The organism is Streptomyces noursei (assembly GCF_001646665.1).
In the GTDB taxonomy this organism is placed as follows: domain Bacteria; phylum Actinomycetota; class Actinomycetes; order Streptomycetales; family Streptomycetaceae; genus Streptomyces; species Streptomyces lavendulocolor.
Genome location: NZ_LWBU01000279.1, coordinates 454,514 through 472,182, shown reverse-complemented (window position 1 = coordinate 472,182; position 17,669 = coordinate 454,514). Strand labels below are relative to the sequence as shown.

14 protein-coding genes are annotated in these 17,669 nt (G+C 73.9%); 10 read left to right on the top strand and 4 right to left on the bottom strand.

What is annotated here, in order from left to right:
- Positions 1–6: 6 nt before the first annotated feature.
- Positions 7–1,086 (bottom strand): magnesium and cobalt transport protein CorA, encoded by a 1,080-nt coding sequence (locus tag A4V12_RS20745; protein ID WP_199831339.1) that lies wholly within the window; start codon positions 1,084–1,086, stop codon positions 7–9.
- Between the two features lie 271 nt (positions 1,087–1,357).
- On the opposite strand from A4V12_RS20745, the gene A4V12_RS38970 reads away from it, so the two are divergent.
- From A4V12_RS38970 to A4V12_RS20730, 4 genes are all read left to right on the top strand, one after another.
- Complete coding sequence (locus A4V12_RS38970) at positions 1,358–1,828, top strand: hypothetical protein (protein ID WP_234372263.1); 471 nt, start codon at positions 1,358–1,360, stop codon at positions 1,826–1,828.
- A 117-nt stretch (positions 1,829–1,945) separates the two neighbouring features.
- Positions 1,946–3,424: a hypothetical protein gene (locus A4V12_RS20735; protein WP_064070826.1), complete on the top strand. Its 1,479-nt coding sequence runs from the start codon at positions 1,946–1,948 to the stop codon at positions 3,422–3,424.
- Positions 3,425–3,466: 42 nt separating this feature from the next.
- Entirely contained in the window at positions 3,467–3,604 is a 138-nt protein-coding gene (locus tag A4V12_RS35380) for a substrate-binding domain-containing protein (protein ID WP_267893213.1), read from the top strand.
- A 190-nt stretch (positions 3,605–3,794) separates the two neighbouring features.
- Complete coding sequence (locus tag A4V12_RS20730; RefSeq protein ID WP_064070825.1) at positions 3,795–5,129, top strand: ABC transporter ATP-binding protein; 1,335 nt, start codon at positions 3,795–3,797, stop codon at positions 5,127–5,129.
- Positions 5,130–5,216: 87 nt separating this feature from the next.
- Here the strand turns inward: A4V12_RS20730 and A4V12_RS20725 are convergent, their stop codons facing one another.
- The gene (locus tag A4V12_RS20725) at positions 5,217–6,536 is read right to left on the bottom strand and encodes an ROK family protein (protein WP_064070824.1); all 1,320 of its coding nucleotides are present in this window, start codon (positions 6,534–6,536) and stop codon (positions 5,217–5,219) included.
- A gap of 187 nt (positions 6,537–6,723) precedes the next feature.
- Between A4V12_RS20725 and A4V12_RS20720 the strand changes: the two genes are divergently transcribed.
- The 5 genes from A4V12_RS20720 (at position 6,724) to A4V12_RS20700 (ending at position 11,844) form a co-directional block, all read left to right on the top strand.
- Positions 6,724–8,043 (top strand): ABC transporter substrate-binding protein, encoded by a 1,320-nt coding sequence (locus A4V12_RS20720; RefSeq protein WP_064070823.1) that lies wholly within the window; start codon positions 6,724–6,726, stop codon positions 8,041–8,043.
- A 14-nt stretch (positions 8,044–8,057) separates the two neighbouring features.
- Positions 8,058–9,053, top strand: a complete 996-nt coding sequence (locus tag A4V12_RS20715; protein ID WP_064070822.1) for a carbohydrate ABC transporter permease — start codon at positions 8,058–8,060, stop codon at positions 9,051–9,053.
- 28 nt (positions 9,054–9,081) lie between these two features.
- On the top strand, positions 9,082–9,921 hold the full coding sequence (locus A4V12_RS20710; protein WP_064070821.1) for a carbohydrate ABC transporter permease: 840 nt from the start codon (positions 9,082–9,084) through the stop codon (positions 9,919–9,921).
- Positions 9,922–9,971: 50 nt separating this feature from the next.
- Positions 9,972–11,330 carry a GH1 family beta-glucosidase gene (locus tag A4V12_RS20705; protein WP_064070820.1) on the top strand — a complete coding sequence of 453 codons (1,359 nt, stop codon included), beginning with the start codon at positions 9,972–9,974 and terminating at the stop codon, positions 11,328–11,330.
- Positions 11,331–11,457: 127 nt separating this feature from the next.
- The gene (locus A4V12_RS20700; protein WP_064070819.1) at positions 11,458–11,844 is read left to right on the top strand and encodes a VOC family protein; all 387 of its coding nucleotides are present in this window, start codon (positions 11,458–11,460) and stop codon (positions 11,842–11,844) included.
- A gap of 51 nt (positions 11,845–11,895) precedes the next feature.
- Here A4V12_RS20700 and A4V12_RS20695 read toward each other — a convergent pair whose 3' ends face one another.
- Complete coding sequence (locus tag A4V12_RS20695; protein WP_079137190.1) at positions 11,896–15,201, bottom strand: amidohydrolase family protein; 3,306 nt, start codon at positions 15,199–15,201, stop codon at positions 11,896–11,898.
- Between the two features lie 193 nt (positions 15,202–15,394).
- Here A4V12_RS20695 and A4V12_RS20690 point away from each other — a divergent pair, with 193 nt between their 5' ends.
- Entirely contained in the window at positions 15,395–16,108 is a 714-nt protein-coding gene (locus A4V12_RS20690) for a ribonuclease H family protein (RefSeq protein ID WP_064070818.1), read from the top strand.
- A gap of 127 nt (positions 16,109–16,235) precedes the next feature.
- Here the strand turns inward: A4V12_RS20690 and A4V12_RS20685 are convergent, their stop codons facing one another.
- Complete coding sequence (locus A4V12_RS20685; RefSeq protein WP_064070817.1) at positions 16,236–17,468, bottom strand: hypothetical protein; 1,233 nt, start codon at positions 17,466–17,468, stop codon at positions 16,236–16,238.
- Positions 17,469–17,669: the final 201 nt, after the last annotated feature.

Here is a 17,669-nt window from a genome sequence, read left to right as displayed (position 1 = left end):
CCCCCGCTACAGCCAGCCGTTGCGGCGGAATCCCCGGTGGATCAGGAAACAGGCGACGGCGATGACGCCGAGGGCCAGCGGGTAGCCGTAGGTCCACCGCAGCTCGGGCATGTGGTCGAAGTTCATGCCGTAGACACCGCAGACCATGGTGGGTACGGCGATGATGGCCGCCCACGCGGTGATCCTGCGCATGTCCTCGTTCTGGGCGACGGTCAGCTGAGCGAGGTGCGCCTGGAGTATCGAGTCGAGCAGCGCGTCGTGGGCGGCGATCTGTTCGACGACCCGTGTCCGGTGGTCCGCCACGTCCCGGAAGTACGGCCGTACGTCGGGGGCCACCGGCGCGACCGGCGCGGTGGCGAGCGTGTGCAGGGGCCGGTCCAGGGGAGCCACGGCCCGCCTGAGCTCCAGCAGCTCCCGTTTGAGCTGGTAGATCATGCCCGACTCCCTGCGTGTCGCCGGCTCGGTGAAGACGACCGCCTCGACGTGGTCGACGTCGTCCTGGAGGGCGTCGGCCACGGTGAGGAAGTCGTCGACCAGCCGGTCGGCGACGGCGTGCAGTACGGCGGAGGGACCCTTCGCGAGCTGCTCGGGGGACTCCTCCAGCGCCTCCCGGAGCGGACCGAGCGAACCGTGCGGGCCGCGCCGGACGGTGATCACGAAGTCGGTCCCGGTGAGGACCAGGATCTCCCCGGTGTCCACCACCTCGCTGGTCGCCGTCAGTTCCGTGTGCTCGACGTAGCGGCACGTCTTGAAGACGGCCAGGAGCGTGTCGCCGTACGACTCGACCTTGGGCCGCCGGTGCGCGTGCGCGGCGTCCCGCCCGACCGGCGGGTCCAGCTCGAACAGCTCGGCGATCCCGCCGAACTCCTCCTCGGACGGCTCGTGCAGACCCAGCCACACGAACCCGCGGCCGGACCTGCGCACCCGGCGGACGGCCTGTTCCACGGAGCGCGGCCCCGGCTGCCGGACGCCGTCCTCGTACACCACGCAGTTCATCACCGAGGAGCCGAGCGGCGAGCGGGCCGGATGGCTCAGGTCCACGGTCCTGCGATACGCACGGCGCACGGCTCGGCGGATACTGCGCATCACGGGCACTGCGGAACTCCTTCGGACGACCGGCGGGCCAGTGTGCCACTGGAACGGCCGAGTCCGGTCCGCCGGTGAGCGTCCGCCCCGCTGCGACAAGCAGGTCTCATCCTCGGTGATGCCCGCGGGCCCGGGCAAGCCGCCGTGCGTCCCCGGCCGGGTCCCCCGCCGCCGGAACGGACGAACCGGACAAAAGCCACGTGCTGCCTCCGAGTTGACCCGATGGGACGGTGGCCGGAGTGAGTCGGGCGTGCCGGGGCACTCGGACGCCATGCAGGGACTCCGCGCGTTCGTCACGCCCACCGCAGCACCGTCGTCGGCCCGCCCCGCGGGGCCGAGCCGGGAGACCGTACGCCGACGTGCCCGGCACCGCCGCCCGAGCCGGCCCGGGAGCAGGTGGCACCGCCTGGTCGTCGCCTACCGCGACATCGACCTGGTGTCCGGACCCCGCGCCCCGGGCGCGGACGGCGGTGTGCAGGACCTGCTGCTGGTGCACGTCCGGAAGGTCGTGGGACGGGTGACGTTCCGGGTCTGCCCCGCCTGCGCCACCGGGACCATCACCGCCGTGGAGGTGGACGGCTCCCTGGTGAACACGGGGCTGCCCACCCGGGCCCTGGCGCACCTGCGCAGCCGGTACCCCGGCCTCGCCTGGAGCACCACCCTGCAGCGGCGCCTCACGCGGGACCTGTTCCGGCGCATGCGCGTCCTCACCGCCGCCGACAGCCGGTGCCCGCACGGGTGACCGGCCGGCGGGGCGGGGGCGGCCGGGACCGGCCGCCGGGGGCCTCGGTGGTGTGTGGCCGCCGGGAGTGGGAGGCTGGAGACGGAGATCCATGCCGAGGGCACTCGGGAGGGCCGCATGGGACGAGACGTCCCGGCGCTGGTGTTCACCCGTGACGACCGTCGCCGGTTCCGCGACAAGACCCACGCCTGCCTCGAAGCGTTCTCCCGCATGCTGCGGGAGTCGCGGTTCGACTTCGAGCGGCCCCAGGTCGGCCTGGAGATCGAGCTGAACCTCGTGGACGCCGCCGCCGAACCCGCCATGCGCAGCACCGACGTCCTGGAGGCGATCGCCGACCCGTCCTGGTCGAGCGAGCTGGGCCGGTTCAACCTGGAGATCAACGTCCTGCCCCGGCGGCTGACCGCAGGCGGACCCGACTCCTGGGAACGGGAGATCCGCGACGCGCTCAACCACGCCGAGGCGAAGGCCGCCGACGTCGGCGCGCACCTGGTCATGATCGGCATCCTGCCGACGCTGGAGCTGAAGGACGTGGGCCTGGCGGCGTTGTCCGAGAACCCCCGCTACCACCTGCTGAACGAGCAGATCTTCTCCGCGCGGGGGGAGGACCTGCTGATCGCGGTGGACGGGGTGGAGCGGTTGCGCACGTACGCGGACACGATCACTCCCGAGGCCGCGTGCACCAGCACCCAGTTCCACCTCCAGGTCTCGCCCGACGCCTTCGCGGACTACTGGAACGCGGCACAGGCCATCGCCGGGGTGCAGGTGGCGCTGGCGGCCAACGCGCCGTTCCTCTTCGGCAAGGAGCTGTGGCGCGAGACGCGCATCCCCCTGTTCGAGCAGGCCACCGACACCCGCTCGCAGGAGATCAAGGTGCAGGGGGTGCGGCCCCGGGTGTGGTTCGGCGAACGGTGGATCACCAGCGTCTTCGACCTCTTCGAGGAGAACGCGCGCTACTTCCCCGCCCTGCTGCCGCTGTGCGAGGACGAGGACCCACTGGCCACGCTGGACGGCGGCGGCACCCCGGACCTCGCCGAACTCACGCTGCACAACGGGACGATCTACCGCTGGAACCGCCCCGTGTACGCGGTCGTCGACGGCGTGCCGCACCTGCGGGTGGAGAACCGGGTGCTGCCCGCCGGCCCCACGGTGGCCGACGTGCTGTCCAACGGGGCCTTCTACTACGGCCTGACCCGTGCCCTGGTCGACGAGGACCGGCCCGTGTGGTCGCGGATGTCGTTCTCCGCCGCGGAGGACAACCTGCACACCGCCGCCCGGCACGGGATCGACGCGCACCTGTACTGGCCGGGCATGGGCGAAGTGCCGGTGACCGAGCTGGTGCTGCGGCGCCTGCTGCCCCTGGCGCACCGCGGACTGGAGCGGTCGGGCATGGACGCGGCCTGGCGCGAACCGCTGCTCGGCATCATCGAGCAGCGGTGCGTCACCGGCCGCAACGGCGCGGTGTGGCAGGCCGAGATGTTCCACCACCTCCAGGACATCGCCCATGAGGACCGCCACCAGGCGCTCCGGCGGATGACGCGCCAGTACATCGACTACATGCACCTCAACGCCCCCGTCCACACCTGGCCGGTCGACTGACGGCGGCGCCTCCGGTCCCGGCCGTGCCTCCGGGCCCCGCCCCTGACGACGGTGCGCCGGCCCGTCGAGAAGATGGCCGTGGCGACGGCGGAACTGCTCGCGGCACGCCTCCAGGGTGCCGACCCCGAGCCCGAGCGCCTGCTCCTCCGGCCCGAACTGGTCGTCCGCGCCTCGGCCTGACCGGCCGCGTCAGCACCGACGGGCCGCCACGTCCCTGACCCGTGCCGCGGCGCCGGTACGCGGCGGATCCCGGCTTCTCCCGGTGCGTACGAAACCGTTCCGCGGCGCCCTCCCATGGGCTATTTTCAGCCGCACCCCCCTCGCTCCTGTCTCTTCTGTCTCCCCTGTCTCCCTACTCCGGGCGGATGCCATGAGTCGCGCCATCGTGCTGCGAGATGTGAGCAAGAAGTACGACCGCGGCTCCTACGCGGTCCACCGGGTCTCCCTGGCCGTCGAGCCGGGGGAGTTCCTGGTCCTCCTCGGTCCCTCGGGATGCGGGAAGTCCACCGTCCTGCGGATGATCGCCGGGCTCGAGGACGTCAGCGAGGGCGAGCTGCTGCTGGACGGCTCGTACGCCAACGACGTACCGCCGCGCGAACGGGACATCGCCATGGTGTTCCAGAACTTCGCGCTCTACCCGTCCATGACCGCCCGCGACAACATCGGGTTCCCGCTCAGGCTCCGGGACCCAGGGGCGGACCACGGCCTCCAGGTGGACGCGACCGCGCGGATGCTCGCCATCGAGGACCTGCTCGACCGGTTCCCGTCCCAGCTGTCGGGTGGTGAACGCCAGCGTGTGGCGATGGGCAGGGCGGTGTCCCGCCGGCCGTCGGTCTTCCTGCTGGACGAGCCGCTGTCCAGCCTGGACGCCAAGCTCCGCAGCCACCTGCGCGCCGAGATCGCCCGCCTCACCAGGGAACTCGGCGTCACCACCGTGTACGTGACGCACGACCAGTCCGAGGCCATGTCGCTGGGGGACCGGGTGGCCGTGCTGCGCGACGGCGTCCTCCAGCAGGTCAGCCCGCCCCGGGAGCTGTACGCCCGGCCGGCGAACGTGTTCGTCGCGGCCTTCATCGGCACCCCGCGCATCAACCTGCTGGACGCGGTCGTGCACGCCCCGCTGGACGGCAGGATGACGGTCGAGCTGGGCCACCAGAGTCTCGCGCTGCCCGAACCCCTGAGCGTGGAACACCAGTTGCTGCGCATCCAGCAGGGCCGCCGGGTGGTCGTCGGCCTGCGGTCGGAGGCGGTGCGCATCGCCCCGCCGAGCCGGGCGCGGCCGGGGGAGGCGCCCCTGGTGGGCGTCGTGGAGCACGTCGAGTACCAGGGGCACGAGGTGCTCGTCCACCTCGACACCGGGTCGCGGCGCGCGGGCGTGGCCGACCTGGAGGCCTCGCGCCCCCGCACCGCGGGTCCTCAGCGGCACGCCTCGCGGCAGGGCGGGCTGCGCCGGATGCGGCAGCGGGTGGCCGCCCGGATGTCCGGCGGGGTGCCGGCGGCCGGCGAGGCCGCCCACGTCCCGCCCGCGCCGGAGCGCCGGACCATGGTCCGCAGCGACCTCGTCCTGCGGACCGGCCCCCACGGGCGCGTCAGGACCGGCGCGCAGGTACCGCTCCTGGTCGACCTGGCGCAGCTGTACGTCTTCGACCACCGGGGGCGGAGGATCTGCCCGGCGCCCGACGACCTGCCGGGCCTCGACCAGTAGCGGCCCCCGCCCCTCCCGCCCGGGCCCGACGTCACGCCACCGGCCGGGCACCCGCTCACGGGGCGACGCGGGCCGGGCGAGACACCCCTATGGGGCGGTCCGCTGCCGGAGCGCGGCCTGCCAGGCGGGTGCGGGTTCCTCGGTGTCGGGGCGTCCGCGGCGGCCTCCGCGGGCGAAGAAGTCGGCGAGCGGGAGGATGGCCGCGCCGACGGTGACGGCGTCGGGGCCCAGCGTCCCGAGTTCGACGCGGACGCGGGTGGCCGGGTGGGACAGGGCGTAGGACGTCGCGTACGCCCGTACCGAGTCGAGGAAGCGGGCGCCGAGCTGGAGTCCGGCCCAGCCTCCGACGAGGATGCGTTCGGGCTGGAAGAGGTTGATCAGGTCGGAGAACCCGGCGCCGAGGTACTCGGCCGTCTCCTCCAGCACCGCGAGGGCGGTGGCGTCCGGCTCGGCACCGGGTCCGGCGCCGGGATCCGGGTAGGCGGCGGCCAGCATCGCGGTCAGCGCCGCCTCCTCGTCCGCCCCGGCCGGCGGCCGTCCGCCCGCCTCCGCCCAGCGCTCCAGCAGCGCCTCGGCCCCCGCGTACGCCTCCAGGCAGCCGAGCGCGCCGCACCGGCAGCGGCGCCCCCGCACCCGTACCGTCAGATGCCCCCACTCCACCGCCCGTCCGGACCGCAGGTCGTCGGTGACCACGCACGCGCCGACACCCGAACCGAACAGCACCACCACGGCGTTGTGCGCACCGCGCCCGGCGCCGAACCACATCTCCGCCTGCCCGAGCGTCTTGGCCCCGTTGTCGATGAAGTACGGCACGGAGGGCGGCAGCCGGGCGGAGTCCCGCAGCAGCCGTTCCAGCGGCACGGCGTTCCAGCCGATGGTCTGACCGTGCACCACCGCGCCGTCCTCCGGGGTCCTGGCGACTATCCCGGGCACCCCGACGCCGACGCCGAGCAGCCGTGCCGGGTCCACACCGGCCTGCCGGACCACCTGCTCGACGCCGTCGCGCACATGGCCGACCACGACGGAGACGTCGTATCGGTCCACGCGCCGGGGCCCGTTGGCGGTCAGGGGCATCTCGACCCGGGCGAGTTCCGTGAGCGCCAGGTCGAAGAGCTCCACCCGGACGCGCGTCTCCCCGATGTCGACGCCGATCATGCACGCGCTGTGCTGGCTGACGCGCAGGAGCGTACGGGGGCGGCCGCCGGCGGAGTCCACGCTGCCGGCCTCCTCGACCAGACCCTCCGCGACCAGCTCCGCCACCACGTTGCTGATCGACCCCGAACTCAGGCCGGTGGCGGGGCCCAGCGAGAAGCGGCTCAAGGGGCCGTCGAAATACAACCGTTGCAGAACAGCGGTGCGGTTCTCCCGCCGCAGGTCACGCACCGTACGGCCGCTGCGCACTCTCACGGGCACCCTCTTCCCTAGGTCCTGGCTCGCAACATACCCCTGCGACACCTCTTGACGCGACCTTCGCTTGAGGTTTAACTCACATCCTAAATTAAGCCGAGAGGTTCTTCAGAGGCCGAACGCGGGACATCGCGCACCCTCTCCCTCCCCGGCTTCCACCCCTCCCCTGAAAGGGACACGAGGAGCCATGCGCAGAATCAGAGCCGCAGCCGTCGGCGCCGTCACCCTCTCCCTCGTCCTCTCCGCGGCGGCCTGCGGCGGCGGCTCCCCGTCCGGCGGCTCCGGCGACAACTCCCGGCCCGGGACGCTCACCTACTGGGCGTCCAATCAGGGCGCCAACCTCGAGGTGGACAAGAAGGTCCTCCAGCCCGAACTCGACAAGTTCGAGAAGAGGACGGGCATCAAGGTCAAGCTGGAGGTGGTGCCCTGGTCGGACCTCCTCAACCGGATCCTCACCGCGACCACCTCCGGCCAGGGCCCCGACGTCCTCAACATCGGCAACACCTGGAGCGCCTCCCTCCAGTCCAGCGGCGCCCTGCTGCCCTGGGACGAGAAGAACTTCGAGAGGATCGGCGGCAGGGACCGCTTCGTCGAGTCCGCGCTCGGCTCCACCGGCGTCCGGGGCCAGGACCCCGCGGCCGTACCGCTCTACTCCATGGCCTACGCGCTCTACTACAACAAGAAGATGTTCGCCGAAGCGGGCATCACCAAGCCGCCGGCCACCTGGGACGAACTCGTCGCCACCGGCAAGAGGCTCACCAAGGACGGCAAGGCCGGCATCGGGGTCGAGGGCTCCAACCTCTCCAACAACATCCACCAGGTCTTCGTCCTCGGCAAGCAGCACGGCGCCGACTTCTTCACCCCCGACGGCAAGGCCGACTTCACCTCCGACGGCGCCGTCGCCGCCGTCAAGCAGTACGTCGACCTGATGGCGGAGCACAGGATCGTCGCCAAGGGCAACGCCGAGTACGCCCAGAACCAGTCCCTGAGCGACTTCGCCAAAAACAGGACCGCGATGGTGCTGTGGCAGACCGCCGCCGCCACCTTCAAGGCCCAGGGCATGGACGACTCCGCATGGGGTGTCGTGCCAGCACCCGTGCCGTCCGGCAAGCCCGGACGGGGAACCGCCGTCAACTCCATGGTCGCCGGCATCAACCTGGCCGTCTTCAAGAACACCAAGAACATCGACGGTGCCATGAAGTTCGTGGAGTTCATGACCGGCGACGAGGAGCAGAAGATCCTCAACAAGGCCTACGGCTCCATCCCGCCCGTCACCTCCGCCCAGGCCGACCCCGCGTTCAACACCCCCGCGCTCGCGCCCCTCCGCCGGACCCTCGCCACCAGCGCCGCGGCCCTGCCGCAGGTACCGGAGGAGTCGCAGTTCGAGACCGTCGTGGGCACCGCGGTCAAGGAACTGTTCGCCGACGCGGCCGCCGGCCGGCCGGTGACCACCGCATCGGTCAGGGCCAAGCTCGAAAAGGCCCAGCAGCAGATGCCCAACACGTGAGCCCGGACGCCACCATGACCACCACCGCCATCGAGAAGACCGGCGGGCGGACCGTACCGCAGCGCGACCCCGGGGCGGAGCACGGACCCCGCCGCCCCGGGCGGCTCCGCGCCCTGGGCCTGCCCTACCTGCTGCTGCTCCCCGCCCTGGTCCTGGAGATCCTGGTCCACCTGGTGCCGATGCTCATCGGCATCGTCATGAGCTTCAAGGAACTCACCCAGTTCTTCATCCGCGACTGGGGCACCGCACCCTGGGCCGGGCTCGACAACTACGCCGTCTCCGTCGACTTCGACGCCCCCGTGGGCGAGGCACTGCTGAAGTCGTTCCTCACCACCTGCCTCTTCACCCTCCTGTCCGTCGGCCTGTGCTGGCTGATCGGCACCGCGGCCGCCGTCTTCATGCAGGAGACGTTCCGCGGCCGGGGCCTGCTGCGCACCCTCTTCCTCGTCCCGTACGCCCTGCCGGTCTACGCCGCCGTCATCACCTGGGCCTTCATGTTCCAGCGGGACAACGGGCTCATCAACCACGTCCTGCACGACCAGCTCGGCCTCACCGACAGCCCGCCCTTCTGGCTGATCGGCGAGAACAGCTTCATCACCCTGCTCGTCGTCTCCGTGTGGAAGGGCTGGCCCTTCGCCTTCCTCATCATGATGGCCGGCCTGCAGAACATCCCCCGGGAGATCTACGAGGCGGCCGCCCTTGACGGCGCCGGGGTGTGGCAGCAGATCCGCCGCATCACCCTGCCGTCCCTGCGCCCGGTCAACCAGGTCCTCGTCCTCGTCCTGTTCCTGTGGACCTTCAACGACTTCAACACCCCCTTCGTGCTCTTCGGCAGGGCGGCGCCGGAATCGGCCGACCTCATCTCCCTGCACATCTACCAGTCGTCCTTCCAGACCTGGAACTTCGGCACCGGCTCGGCCATGTCGGTCCTGCTGCTCCTCTTCCTGCTCGTCGTCACCGGCCTCTACCTGACGCTCACCTCCCGGGGAAGGAAGTCCGCCGATGCCTAGCCCCACCCGGCCGGCCCCCCGCTCGCCCATGGCCGCCCCGCGCTCCTTCCTCTGGAGCCGCGCGGTCTTCCTGACCCTCCTCACCGGCTTCGTCCTGCTGCCCGTGTACGTGATGGTCTCCAGCTCCCTCAAACCGCTGGCGGACGTCTCGGGGAAGTTCCAGTGGATCCCCTCGGGCCTGACGCTCACGCCGTACCGGGACATCTGGAAGACGGTCCCGCTCGCCGACTACTTCGTGAACTCGCTGGTCGTGGCGGGCGCCGCCACCATCTGCTCCGTCATGATCGCGGTCTTCGCCGCGTACGCCGTCAGCCGCTACACCTTCCGCGGCAAGCGGGTCTTCACGGTCACGGTGCTGTCGACGCAGATGTTCCCCGGCATCCTCTTCCTGCTGCCGCTGTTCCTGATCTACGTCAACATCGGCAACGCCACCGGAATCGCCCTCTTCGGCTCGCGCGGCGGCCTGATCCTCACCTACATGACCTTCTCCCTGCCGTTCTCGATCTGGATGCTCATCGGGTACTTCGACTCGGTGCCCCGGGACCTGGACGAGGCGGCCAAGGTCGACGGCTGCGGCCCGCTCGGCGCGCTCTTCCGGGTCATCGTGCCCGCCGCCGTCCCGGGCATCGTCGCCGTCGCCGTCTACGCGTTCATGACCGCCTGGGGCGAAGTGCTCTTCGCCTCCGTGATGACCAACGACACCACCCGCACCCTCGCCGTCGGCCTCCAGGGCTACGCCGGCCAGAACGACGTGTACTGGAACCAGGTCATGGCCGCCTCGCTCGTCGTGAGCGTGCCCGTCGTCGCCGGTTTCCTGCTCCTCCAGCGCTACCTCGTCACCGGTCTCACCGCGGGCGCCGTCAAGTAGCGCGCCCCGCACCGCCGTCCGCTCCCACCCGCATCCCCGAGAGGTTCCCCGTGTCCGATCCGATCGACCTCGCCGCCTTCCCCCGCGACTTCGCCTGGGGGACCGCCACGTCCGCCTACCAGATCGAGGGAGCCGTCGCCGAGGACGGCCGGAAGCCGTCCATCTGGGACACCTTCTCCCACACCCCGGGCAAGGTGGACAACGGCGACCACGGCGACCGGGCCTGCGACCACTACCACCGGTGGCCCGAGGACATCGCCCTGATGCGCGCCCTCGGCACCGACACCTACCGCATGTCCGTCGCCTGGCCGCGGATCGTGCCCGACGGGGACGGCCCCGTGAACACCGCCGGCCTCGACTTCTACGACCGGGTCGTCGACGGCCTCCTCGACGCGGGCATCACCCCCTCCGTCACCCTCTACCACTGGGACCTCCCGCAGGCCCTCCAGGACCGCGGCGGCTGGACCGTGCGCGACACCGCCGAACACCTCGCCGCCTACGCGTCCGTCGTCGCCGACCGGCTCGGGGACCGCGTCACCCACTGGGCCACCCTCAACGAGCCGCTCTGCTCCGGCTGGATCGGGCACCTGGAGGGCCGCATGGCCCCCGGCCTGACCGACCTCACCGCCGCCGTCCGCGCCTCCTACCACCTCCTGCTCGCCCACGGGCTCGCCACCGCCGCGGTCCGCGCCGCCGCACCGGGCGCGCGGATCGGACTCGTCACCAACCACTCCACCGTCGAACCCGCGTCCAGCCGCCCGGAGGACATCGCCGCCGCCGTCCGCATGGACGGCCACACCAACCGCTGGTGGCTCGACCCGGTCCACGGCCGCGGCTTCCCCGCCGACATGCGCGAGCTGTACGGAGTGGAACTCCCCGAGCGCCCCGGCGACCTCGGCACGATCGCCGCCCCGCTCGACTGGCACGGCCTCAACTACTACTTCCCCGCCACCGTCGCCGACGACCCCCACGGCCCCGTCCCGCACGCCCGCGAGGTCCGCCTGCCCGGTGTGCCCCGCACCGGCATGGACTGGCAGATCGACGCCGGAGGCATCGAGGCCCTCCTGATGCGCCTCACCGACGACTACGGCGTGCGCCGGCTGTACGTCACCGAGAACGGCTCCGCCTTCCCGGACACCGTCGGCCCCGACGGAGCGGTCGACGACCCCGAGCGGACCCGCTACCTGGAGGAGCACCTGGCCGCCTGCGCCCGCGCCATCCGCAAGGGCGCCCCGCTCGCCGGGTACTACGCCTGGTCGCTTCTGGACAACTTCGAATGGGCCTACGGCTACGACAAGCGCTTCGGCCTCGTCCACGTCGACTACGCCACCCAGACCCGCACCATCAAGGCCAGCGGCCACCGGTACGCCGACATCATCCGCGCCCACCGCCTGGCCACGGCCGGCTGACCCCGCCCACCGCCTGGCCGCGGCCGGCCGACCCGCCCGGCCGGGCCCGTGCCCCCGTACCGATGGCATGCTTGCCCGGACCGAGTCGGCATCCGGTACGGACCGGAGCAAACGGAGGGGGAGGCCCATGAGGGTCAAGGATTTCGATCACGTGGTGCTCAACGTGCGGGACGTCGAGCGTTCCCTGGAGTTCTACTGCGGACCGCTCGGGCTGGAGCCCGTACGGGTCGAGGAGTGGCGGGCGGGCAAGGTGCCGTTCCCGTCCGTCCGGGTCACACCCACGATGATCATCGACCTGTTCGCCCGCCCCCGCGGCGAGTCCAACGTCGACCACATCTGCCTCGTGGTCGACCCCGTGGACTGGCAGGAGGTCATCGACTCCGGCACGTTCGACGTACTGGAAGGACCGGTCAGCCGCTTCGGCGCGCGCGGCACCGCCCAGTCGGTGTACGTGAAGGACCCCGACGGCAACACCGTCGAGCTGCGCTGGTACCCGCAGGACGCCGACGCCTGAGCACCCCGCCCGCCGCCCGCCCCCCCGACGAACGGGGGCCGGCGGCGGCGGTCACCCGTGGCCCTGTACCGGCGAGCAGCAGCCGTCACGGCGCATCCCCCGGCCGACCTCCAGCCAGTCCGGCGCGCCCCGCCCCCACCGGTCGCCGCCCTCCCGCACCGCCGGCCCCCGGAACGCCCCGCCCAGGGCGGCCCGTTCGTGCGGGACCCCGCCCTTGAGCACCGCGACCGTGCGCACCAGCGAGTCGAAGTCCGTGAACGGGTCACCGTCCACCACCGTCAGGTCCGCCACCTTGCCCACCTCCGCCGTCCCGAGGTCCCGGTCCAGCCCGAACGCCCGCGCCGGGAGTGCCGTCGCCGTGCGCAGCGCCTCGGCCGGCGACATCCCGCCGAAGTGCAGCGCCCGCAGGTTCAGGTGCAGGGACAGCCCCACCGGGACGATCGGCGCGTCCGTGCCCAGCGCCACCACACCCCCGGACGCCAGCACCCGCCGGTACACGCCGACCTCGGTGCGCAGCGCCTCCAGGTACGCGGCACCGGGCGGCTGCTCCGCCATCTGCCGTACGAGCGCCGCGTCCCACGGCGGCATGATCGACTCCACCCGCTCGTCCCGTACGAGCCCCGGATCCGCCCCCACCAGCCACATCGCCGAGAACGGCGTGGCGATCAGGGTGAAACCGCTCCCGGCGGCGGTGTAGAGCTCCCGCACGTCCTGGTACGACCGGCCGGAGGCGGTCACCGCGTGCCCCGCCTCCCCGCGCTGGGTCGCCTGGAGGTGCGTCGTCATGTCCTGCCCCGTGTGCAGTCCGGGCGAGCAGAAGTGACTGCCCACCCGCACCCCCAGCCGCTCGTGGGCGAACCGCGCCGCCTCCTCCATCACCCAGTCCGGCGCCCTGACGTACGTCTTCACCACGTCCCAGTCGAGCGCCGCACCCCGTTCCAGGGACCGGCGCAGCCCCTCCCGCGTCCGGTGCGCCCTGCCCATGCTGTAGGCCACCCGGGAGCCGTCCAGCAGCTCGCCGCAGCTCAGCAGCCGCGGCCCGGCCAGCTGCCCCGCCTCGACCGCCTCCCGTACGCGGGCCTGTTCGTGGGCGAAGCCGCCGAGCGACACGGCGGTCGTGATGCCGTACGCCAGCTGACACGCCGTCTGCCGGCCGCCGTACGTGTACTGCCAGGGGTGGGTGTGCGCGTCCCAGAGCCCGGGCAGGACCGTCCGCTCCGAGGCGTCGACCCGCCGTGCCGCCGGCCGGTGCCGCCCCGGCCGGTGCGGCTCCACCGCCGCGACGCGCCCGCCGCGCACGACGACGTCCACGTCCTCGCGGACCGACGTCCCGTCGCCGGTGCCGTCCCAGAACCGCCCGGCGCGCACGACCGTGTCGGCGGGCTCGGCGCGCCGGTAGTCCAGCGGTACGCGCACCGTGCGCGGGCCGCCTCCGCCGATCCCGGTCAGCCGCAGCCGGGCGCCGGACAGGTACAGGAGCGTGCGCGAGTCGCCGGACCAGGTGGGGGTGTCGGCGGGTTCGGCGGAGAGCGGGCGCGGCGGCCCCGCGGGCCGGCCGTCCGCCGTCACCGGCAGCAGGCACAGGGCCGACTCCACGACCATCGCCATCCAGCGGCCGTCCGGGGACCACACCGGCCCCGAACCGTACCGGTCGGAGATCGACGTGTGCGGGGCCACCGCGTGCAGCCGGGCCGCGCCGGTCGCGGCGTCCACGACCCGGATCAGGTTGTAGCCCTCGCGGAACCGCTGGTTCAGCCGGTTCCGGTCGCACAGGGCGAGGAAGCGGCCGTCCGGGGACCAGCTGGGCCGCCCGGGCAGCCCGCCCCCGCCCAGCGGGGCCGCGAGCACGCGCTCGGTGCCCGTCCCGAGGTCCTTGACCACCAGCCGGCCCGTCAGGTCCAGGCAGGCGAGCCGGCCGCCGTCGGGGGAGAGGACCGGGTGGACCCGCCCGCCCGTCGCCAGCGCCGTGCGCGTACCGGTCGCGAGGTCGTGGCGGTACACGCCGAGCAGCCCGTCGCTGTCGTCGGCGTACACCAGCGACCGCCCGTCGGGCGCCCACACCGGCCCCAGGAGGTACCGCGTCGGCTCCGCGCGCACCAGCCGGCGCGGGGGCCGGCCGCCCGTGGTGTCCGCCAGCCACAGGGAGTTGAGCGCCGCGAACGCGAGACGGCGCCCGTCGGGCGCCAGCGCCGGCAGGTGCACGCCCCGCACCGGCCGCGTCCGGCCGCCGTCGGCGTCGTACGCCTTGGACCGGTAGCGCGGCCGGCGCACGCGCACGCTCCCCTCGAACGGGATGCGCTCCGCCGATCCGGGTGCCTCCGGGCGTACGAGGGTGAACCGGCCGTCCACGGTGAGCAGCAGCGCGCCCCCGGCGGTCCAGCGCGGCGGCACGGGCGCGACGTCGCCGGGCACGGCCACCGGCTCGCCGTCGACGACCAGGGTGCACGCGCCGTGCGGCGCCGGGGTGACCCGCAGGTAGGCGAGCCGCCCGTCCGGCGCCGGTGCGGGCGCCATCACCTGGGCGGACGCCGTCCCGGTGTGCTCGACGCGCACCGGCCCGCCGCCGTCCGCCGGCACCGAGACCACCGTCCGGGCGTCGAGGGCCGTCCCCGAGGAGGTGGCCGTCACGGCCGCCCGGACGAACAGGATCCGCTCGCCGTCCGGGGACCACGCCGGGTCGAAGTCCTCCCACGGCCCGTCCTGCGACGGTCCCGCCTGCTCCGGCAGACCGCTGACGGCGGTGAGGGCCCCGGTCCGCAGGTCGAGCACATGGATGCGGTAGGGGGCGCCGGTCACCGGGTCGCCGCCGCGTTCGGACGCGAAGGCGAGCCGGCTGCCGTCCGGCGACCAGGCGGGCCCCCGGTCGTCCCACGGCCCGTCGGTGCGCCGCCGCAGGTCCGAACCGTCCGGCCGCATGGTCCAGATGTGGAACCCCCCGCCCCGGTAGGCGCAGAAGGCCACCAGGGAACCGTCGGGCGAGTGGACGGGGCGGTTGGGCTCCAGCGGGGCGGGGGTGAGCGCGACGGCCGCGCCGCCCGCGCGGGGCACCGACCACAGGACGTGCTGCACCTCGGCGATCAGCCGGTCGCCGGACGGCGCGAGGTCGGCCGCCCCGTTGGTCGCCGCGGTGTAGCGGAGGGACACGATCCGGTCCCTGGCGTCCGCGGCCGCGGCTGCCGCCGCCGGTGCCACCAGCGCGGCCCCCGCCGCGGACCCGGCGCCCGTGAGGAACCGGCGGCGGGACCACGGGTCCGGGGGCGGCGGCCCGGGCGGAAGGTCGCCGCCCCGCGGGTCGGCGGGCCGCGCCGGCCCCTTCGTGGTCGTCCTCGGCTCCCGGCCCGTCCCCTTGGCGTCCAACAGTCCTCCCGGTCAGGAAGGTCGGCCCCGCCCGGGCCCGGCCGCCCTGCGTACGGATGCCGACACGGAGCACATGATTCCGCACAGGGGGCGCCCGAAAGGCGCGGACACCACATCCGGCCGTGCCCTGGCCGGAACCGGTCCACCGGGTCCCCCGGCCGGTGCGGGGCCGGGCATAGGGCATGATCGAGGGATGTCCGATCGCATCATCGCCGCCTGTGACGGGGCGGCCAAGGGAAACCCCGGCCCGGCCGGCTGGGCGTGGGTCGTCGCCGACGCCGACGGCAGCCCCCGGCGCTGGGAGTCCGGACCGCTGGGCCGGGCCACCAACAACGTCGGTGAACTCACCGCGCTGCTGCGGTTGCTGGAGGCCGTCGACCCGGAGTCCCCGCTCGAGGTGCGCATGGACTCCCAGTACGCCATGAAGGCCGTGACCCAGTGGCTGCCGAACTGGAAGCGCAACGGCTGGCGCACGGCGGCGGGCAAGCCCGTCGCGAACCAGGAACTCGTGCAGGGCATCGACGCCCTGCTCGCCGGCCGGGACGTCGAGTTCCGCTACGTCCCCGCCCACCGGGTGGACGGCGACCCGCTGAACGCCATCGCCGACCAGGCGGCCAGCGATGCCGCCGTCACCCAGCGGGCCGCCGGCACCGCGCTCGGCGACACCGACGTCCCGGAGCCGGCGCCGGAGCGCAGCGCCCCGGCACGGCCGAAGACCGCTGCCGCGCCCCGCAAGCGGGCGGCCCGCGCCGCGACGGGAGCGGCCCCCCGCACCATCAAGGCCAAGTACCGCGGCACGTGCCCGTGCGGCCGGACGTACGCCGCCGGCGAGGAGATCGCCAAGCTCGGCACCCGCTGGGGCCACCCCGGCTGCGGAACCGCGACCCCCGCGACCGCCTCGACCTGACGCCCCCGCCCGCGGCCACCCGGGCGCCCGCCCCGGCCGCGCGTTCCCGCCGCGCGGCCGCTTCCGCCCGTGGCGCCGCCCGGCCCACGCGTCCGCTCCGGCCGGGAGGGGCGGGCCGGGGCCGGTCTCACCGGCCGGCCGCCGCCAGACGGTGCGTGCCGTTGAGGTAGTGCTCCCCGATGTCGCGCAGCCGGTGGGCCGTCGAGCGGTGGGCCGTCAGCACCCGGGCGTTGCGCCAGAACCGGTCCAGGCCCGGGGTGTCGGCCAGCTCCAGCACCCGGGTGGTGACGTGCAGGGCGGCCCGGGCCGTGACGGTCTCGGCCGTCGCCACGAGGGCGGCCACGTCGGCGGGTTCCTCCGGATCGACCTGCGGGCCGGCCTCCAGGGCCCGGGCCATGGTCTCCGTCGCCCGCTCGACCAGGACCGCCGCGGTGCGGGCGGCGGACGCCAACTCCCCGTACGCCAGGAGCAGGTCGGGGTCCTTGGCGGGCAGCCGGTCGTGCGCCGGGGCGCCGGCCGCGGGCCGGGGGACCGGGGCGTGCCTGCCGGTGTCGCGGGCCTCCGCCAGGGCGCCTTCGGCGATGCCCAGGCCGACGTGGCACAGGGCCAGCCGCAGCGCGGGGTCGGCGAGCGCGGTGTGGGGCGGGGTCGACTCGGTGTCGTGCGGCCGGGGGCCGAGCACCTGCGCGGGTGCGACGGTCACCCGGTCGAAGACGACGTCCCCCGCGCCGGCGACCCGCTGGCCCAGGCGGTCGGACGCGGGCTCGACGGACACCCCGGGCCGGCCGGGCGGCACCCGTACGACCAGGAGGTCTCCGGTCACGGCGCAGACCGCGTCCACGACGATCTGGTCGGCGACGGTCACCGCCGTGTCCACCGCCACGCGCCCGTTGAGCAGGTGGCCGCTGTCGAGCGGGGTGAGGGTGAGGCCGGGGCCGCCGCCCTCCGGCGCCGCGCCGTGCACGGTGCCCGCCCACAGCCACTGCTCGCGGGCGGTGTCGCGTTCCAGGGCGGTGGCCCGGTGGGCGGCGGTGCCGTAGAAGCGCCCGCTCCAGGTGTGCGCCCAGTGGCGGGCCAGCAGTTCGCCGACCGAGCTGTCCGCCGTGGCTATCTCGCGGACGACGGCGCAGCCGGTGCGCCAGTCGACGCCGTACGTGCCGCCGGGAGGCACCAGCGCGGCCGGCAGCCCGGCCTCGCGCAGCCGGGCCACCTCGTCGGTGGGCGGCAGGCCGGCCCGGTCCCGGGGCACGGCGTCGGCCGCGAGGTCGTCCGCGACCTCCCGCGCGGTGCGGAGCAGGTGTCGCGCCCGGCCGGCCGGGTCGGTGGCCGGGTCCGGGTCGGTGGTCGCCGTCGCGGGCATGGCGGACGTCACCGGCGGGCCCGGGCGCCGTGGGGGGTGGCGATGGTCATCCGAGGTGCTCCAAGGGTCGTGGGGGCGCCGGTCGGACACGGAGGCGACAGGACCCCGGCAGGGTCAGGGGCATGACACGCGACTCCTGCCGCCGGTCCCCGCCCCTCGGCCCCCTGGCCGCGTCCCTTCCCCGTCGTCGCCCTCCCGGCG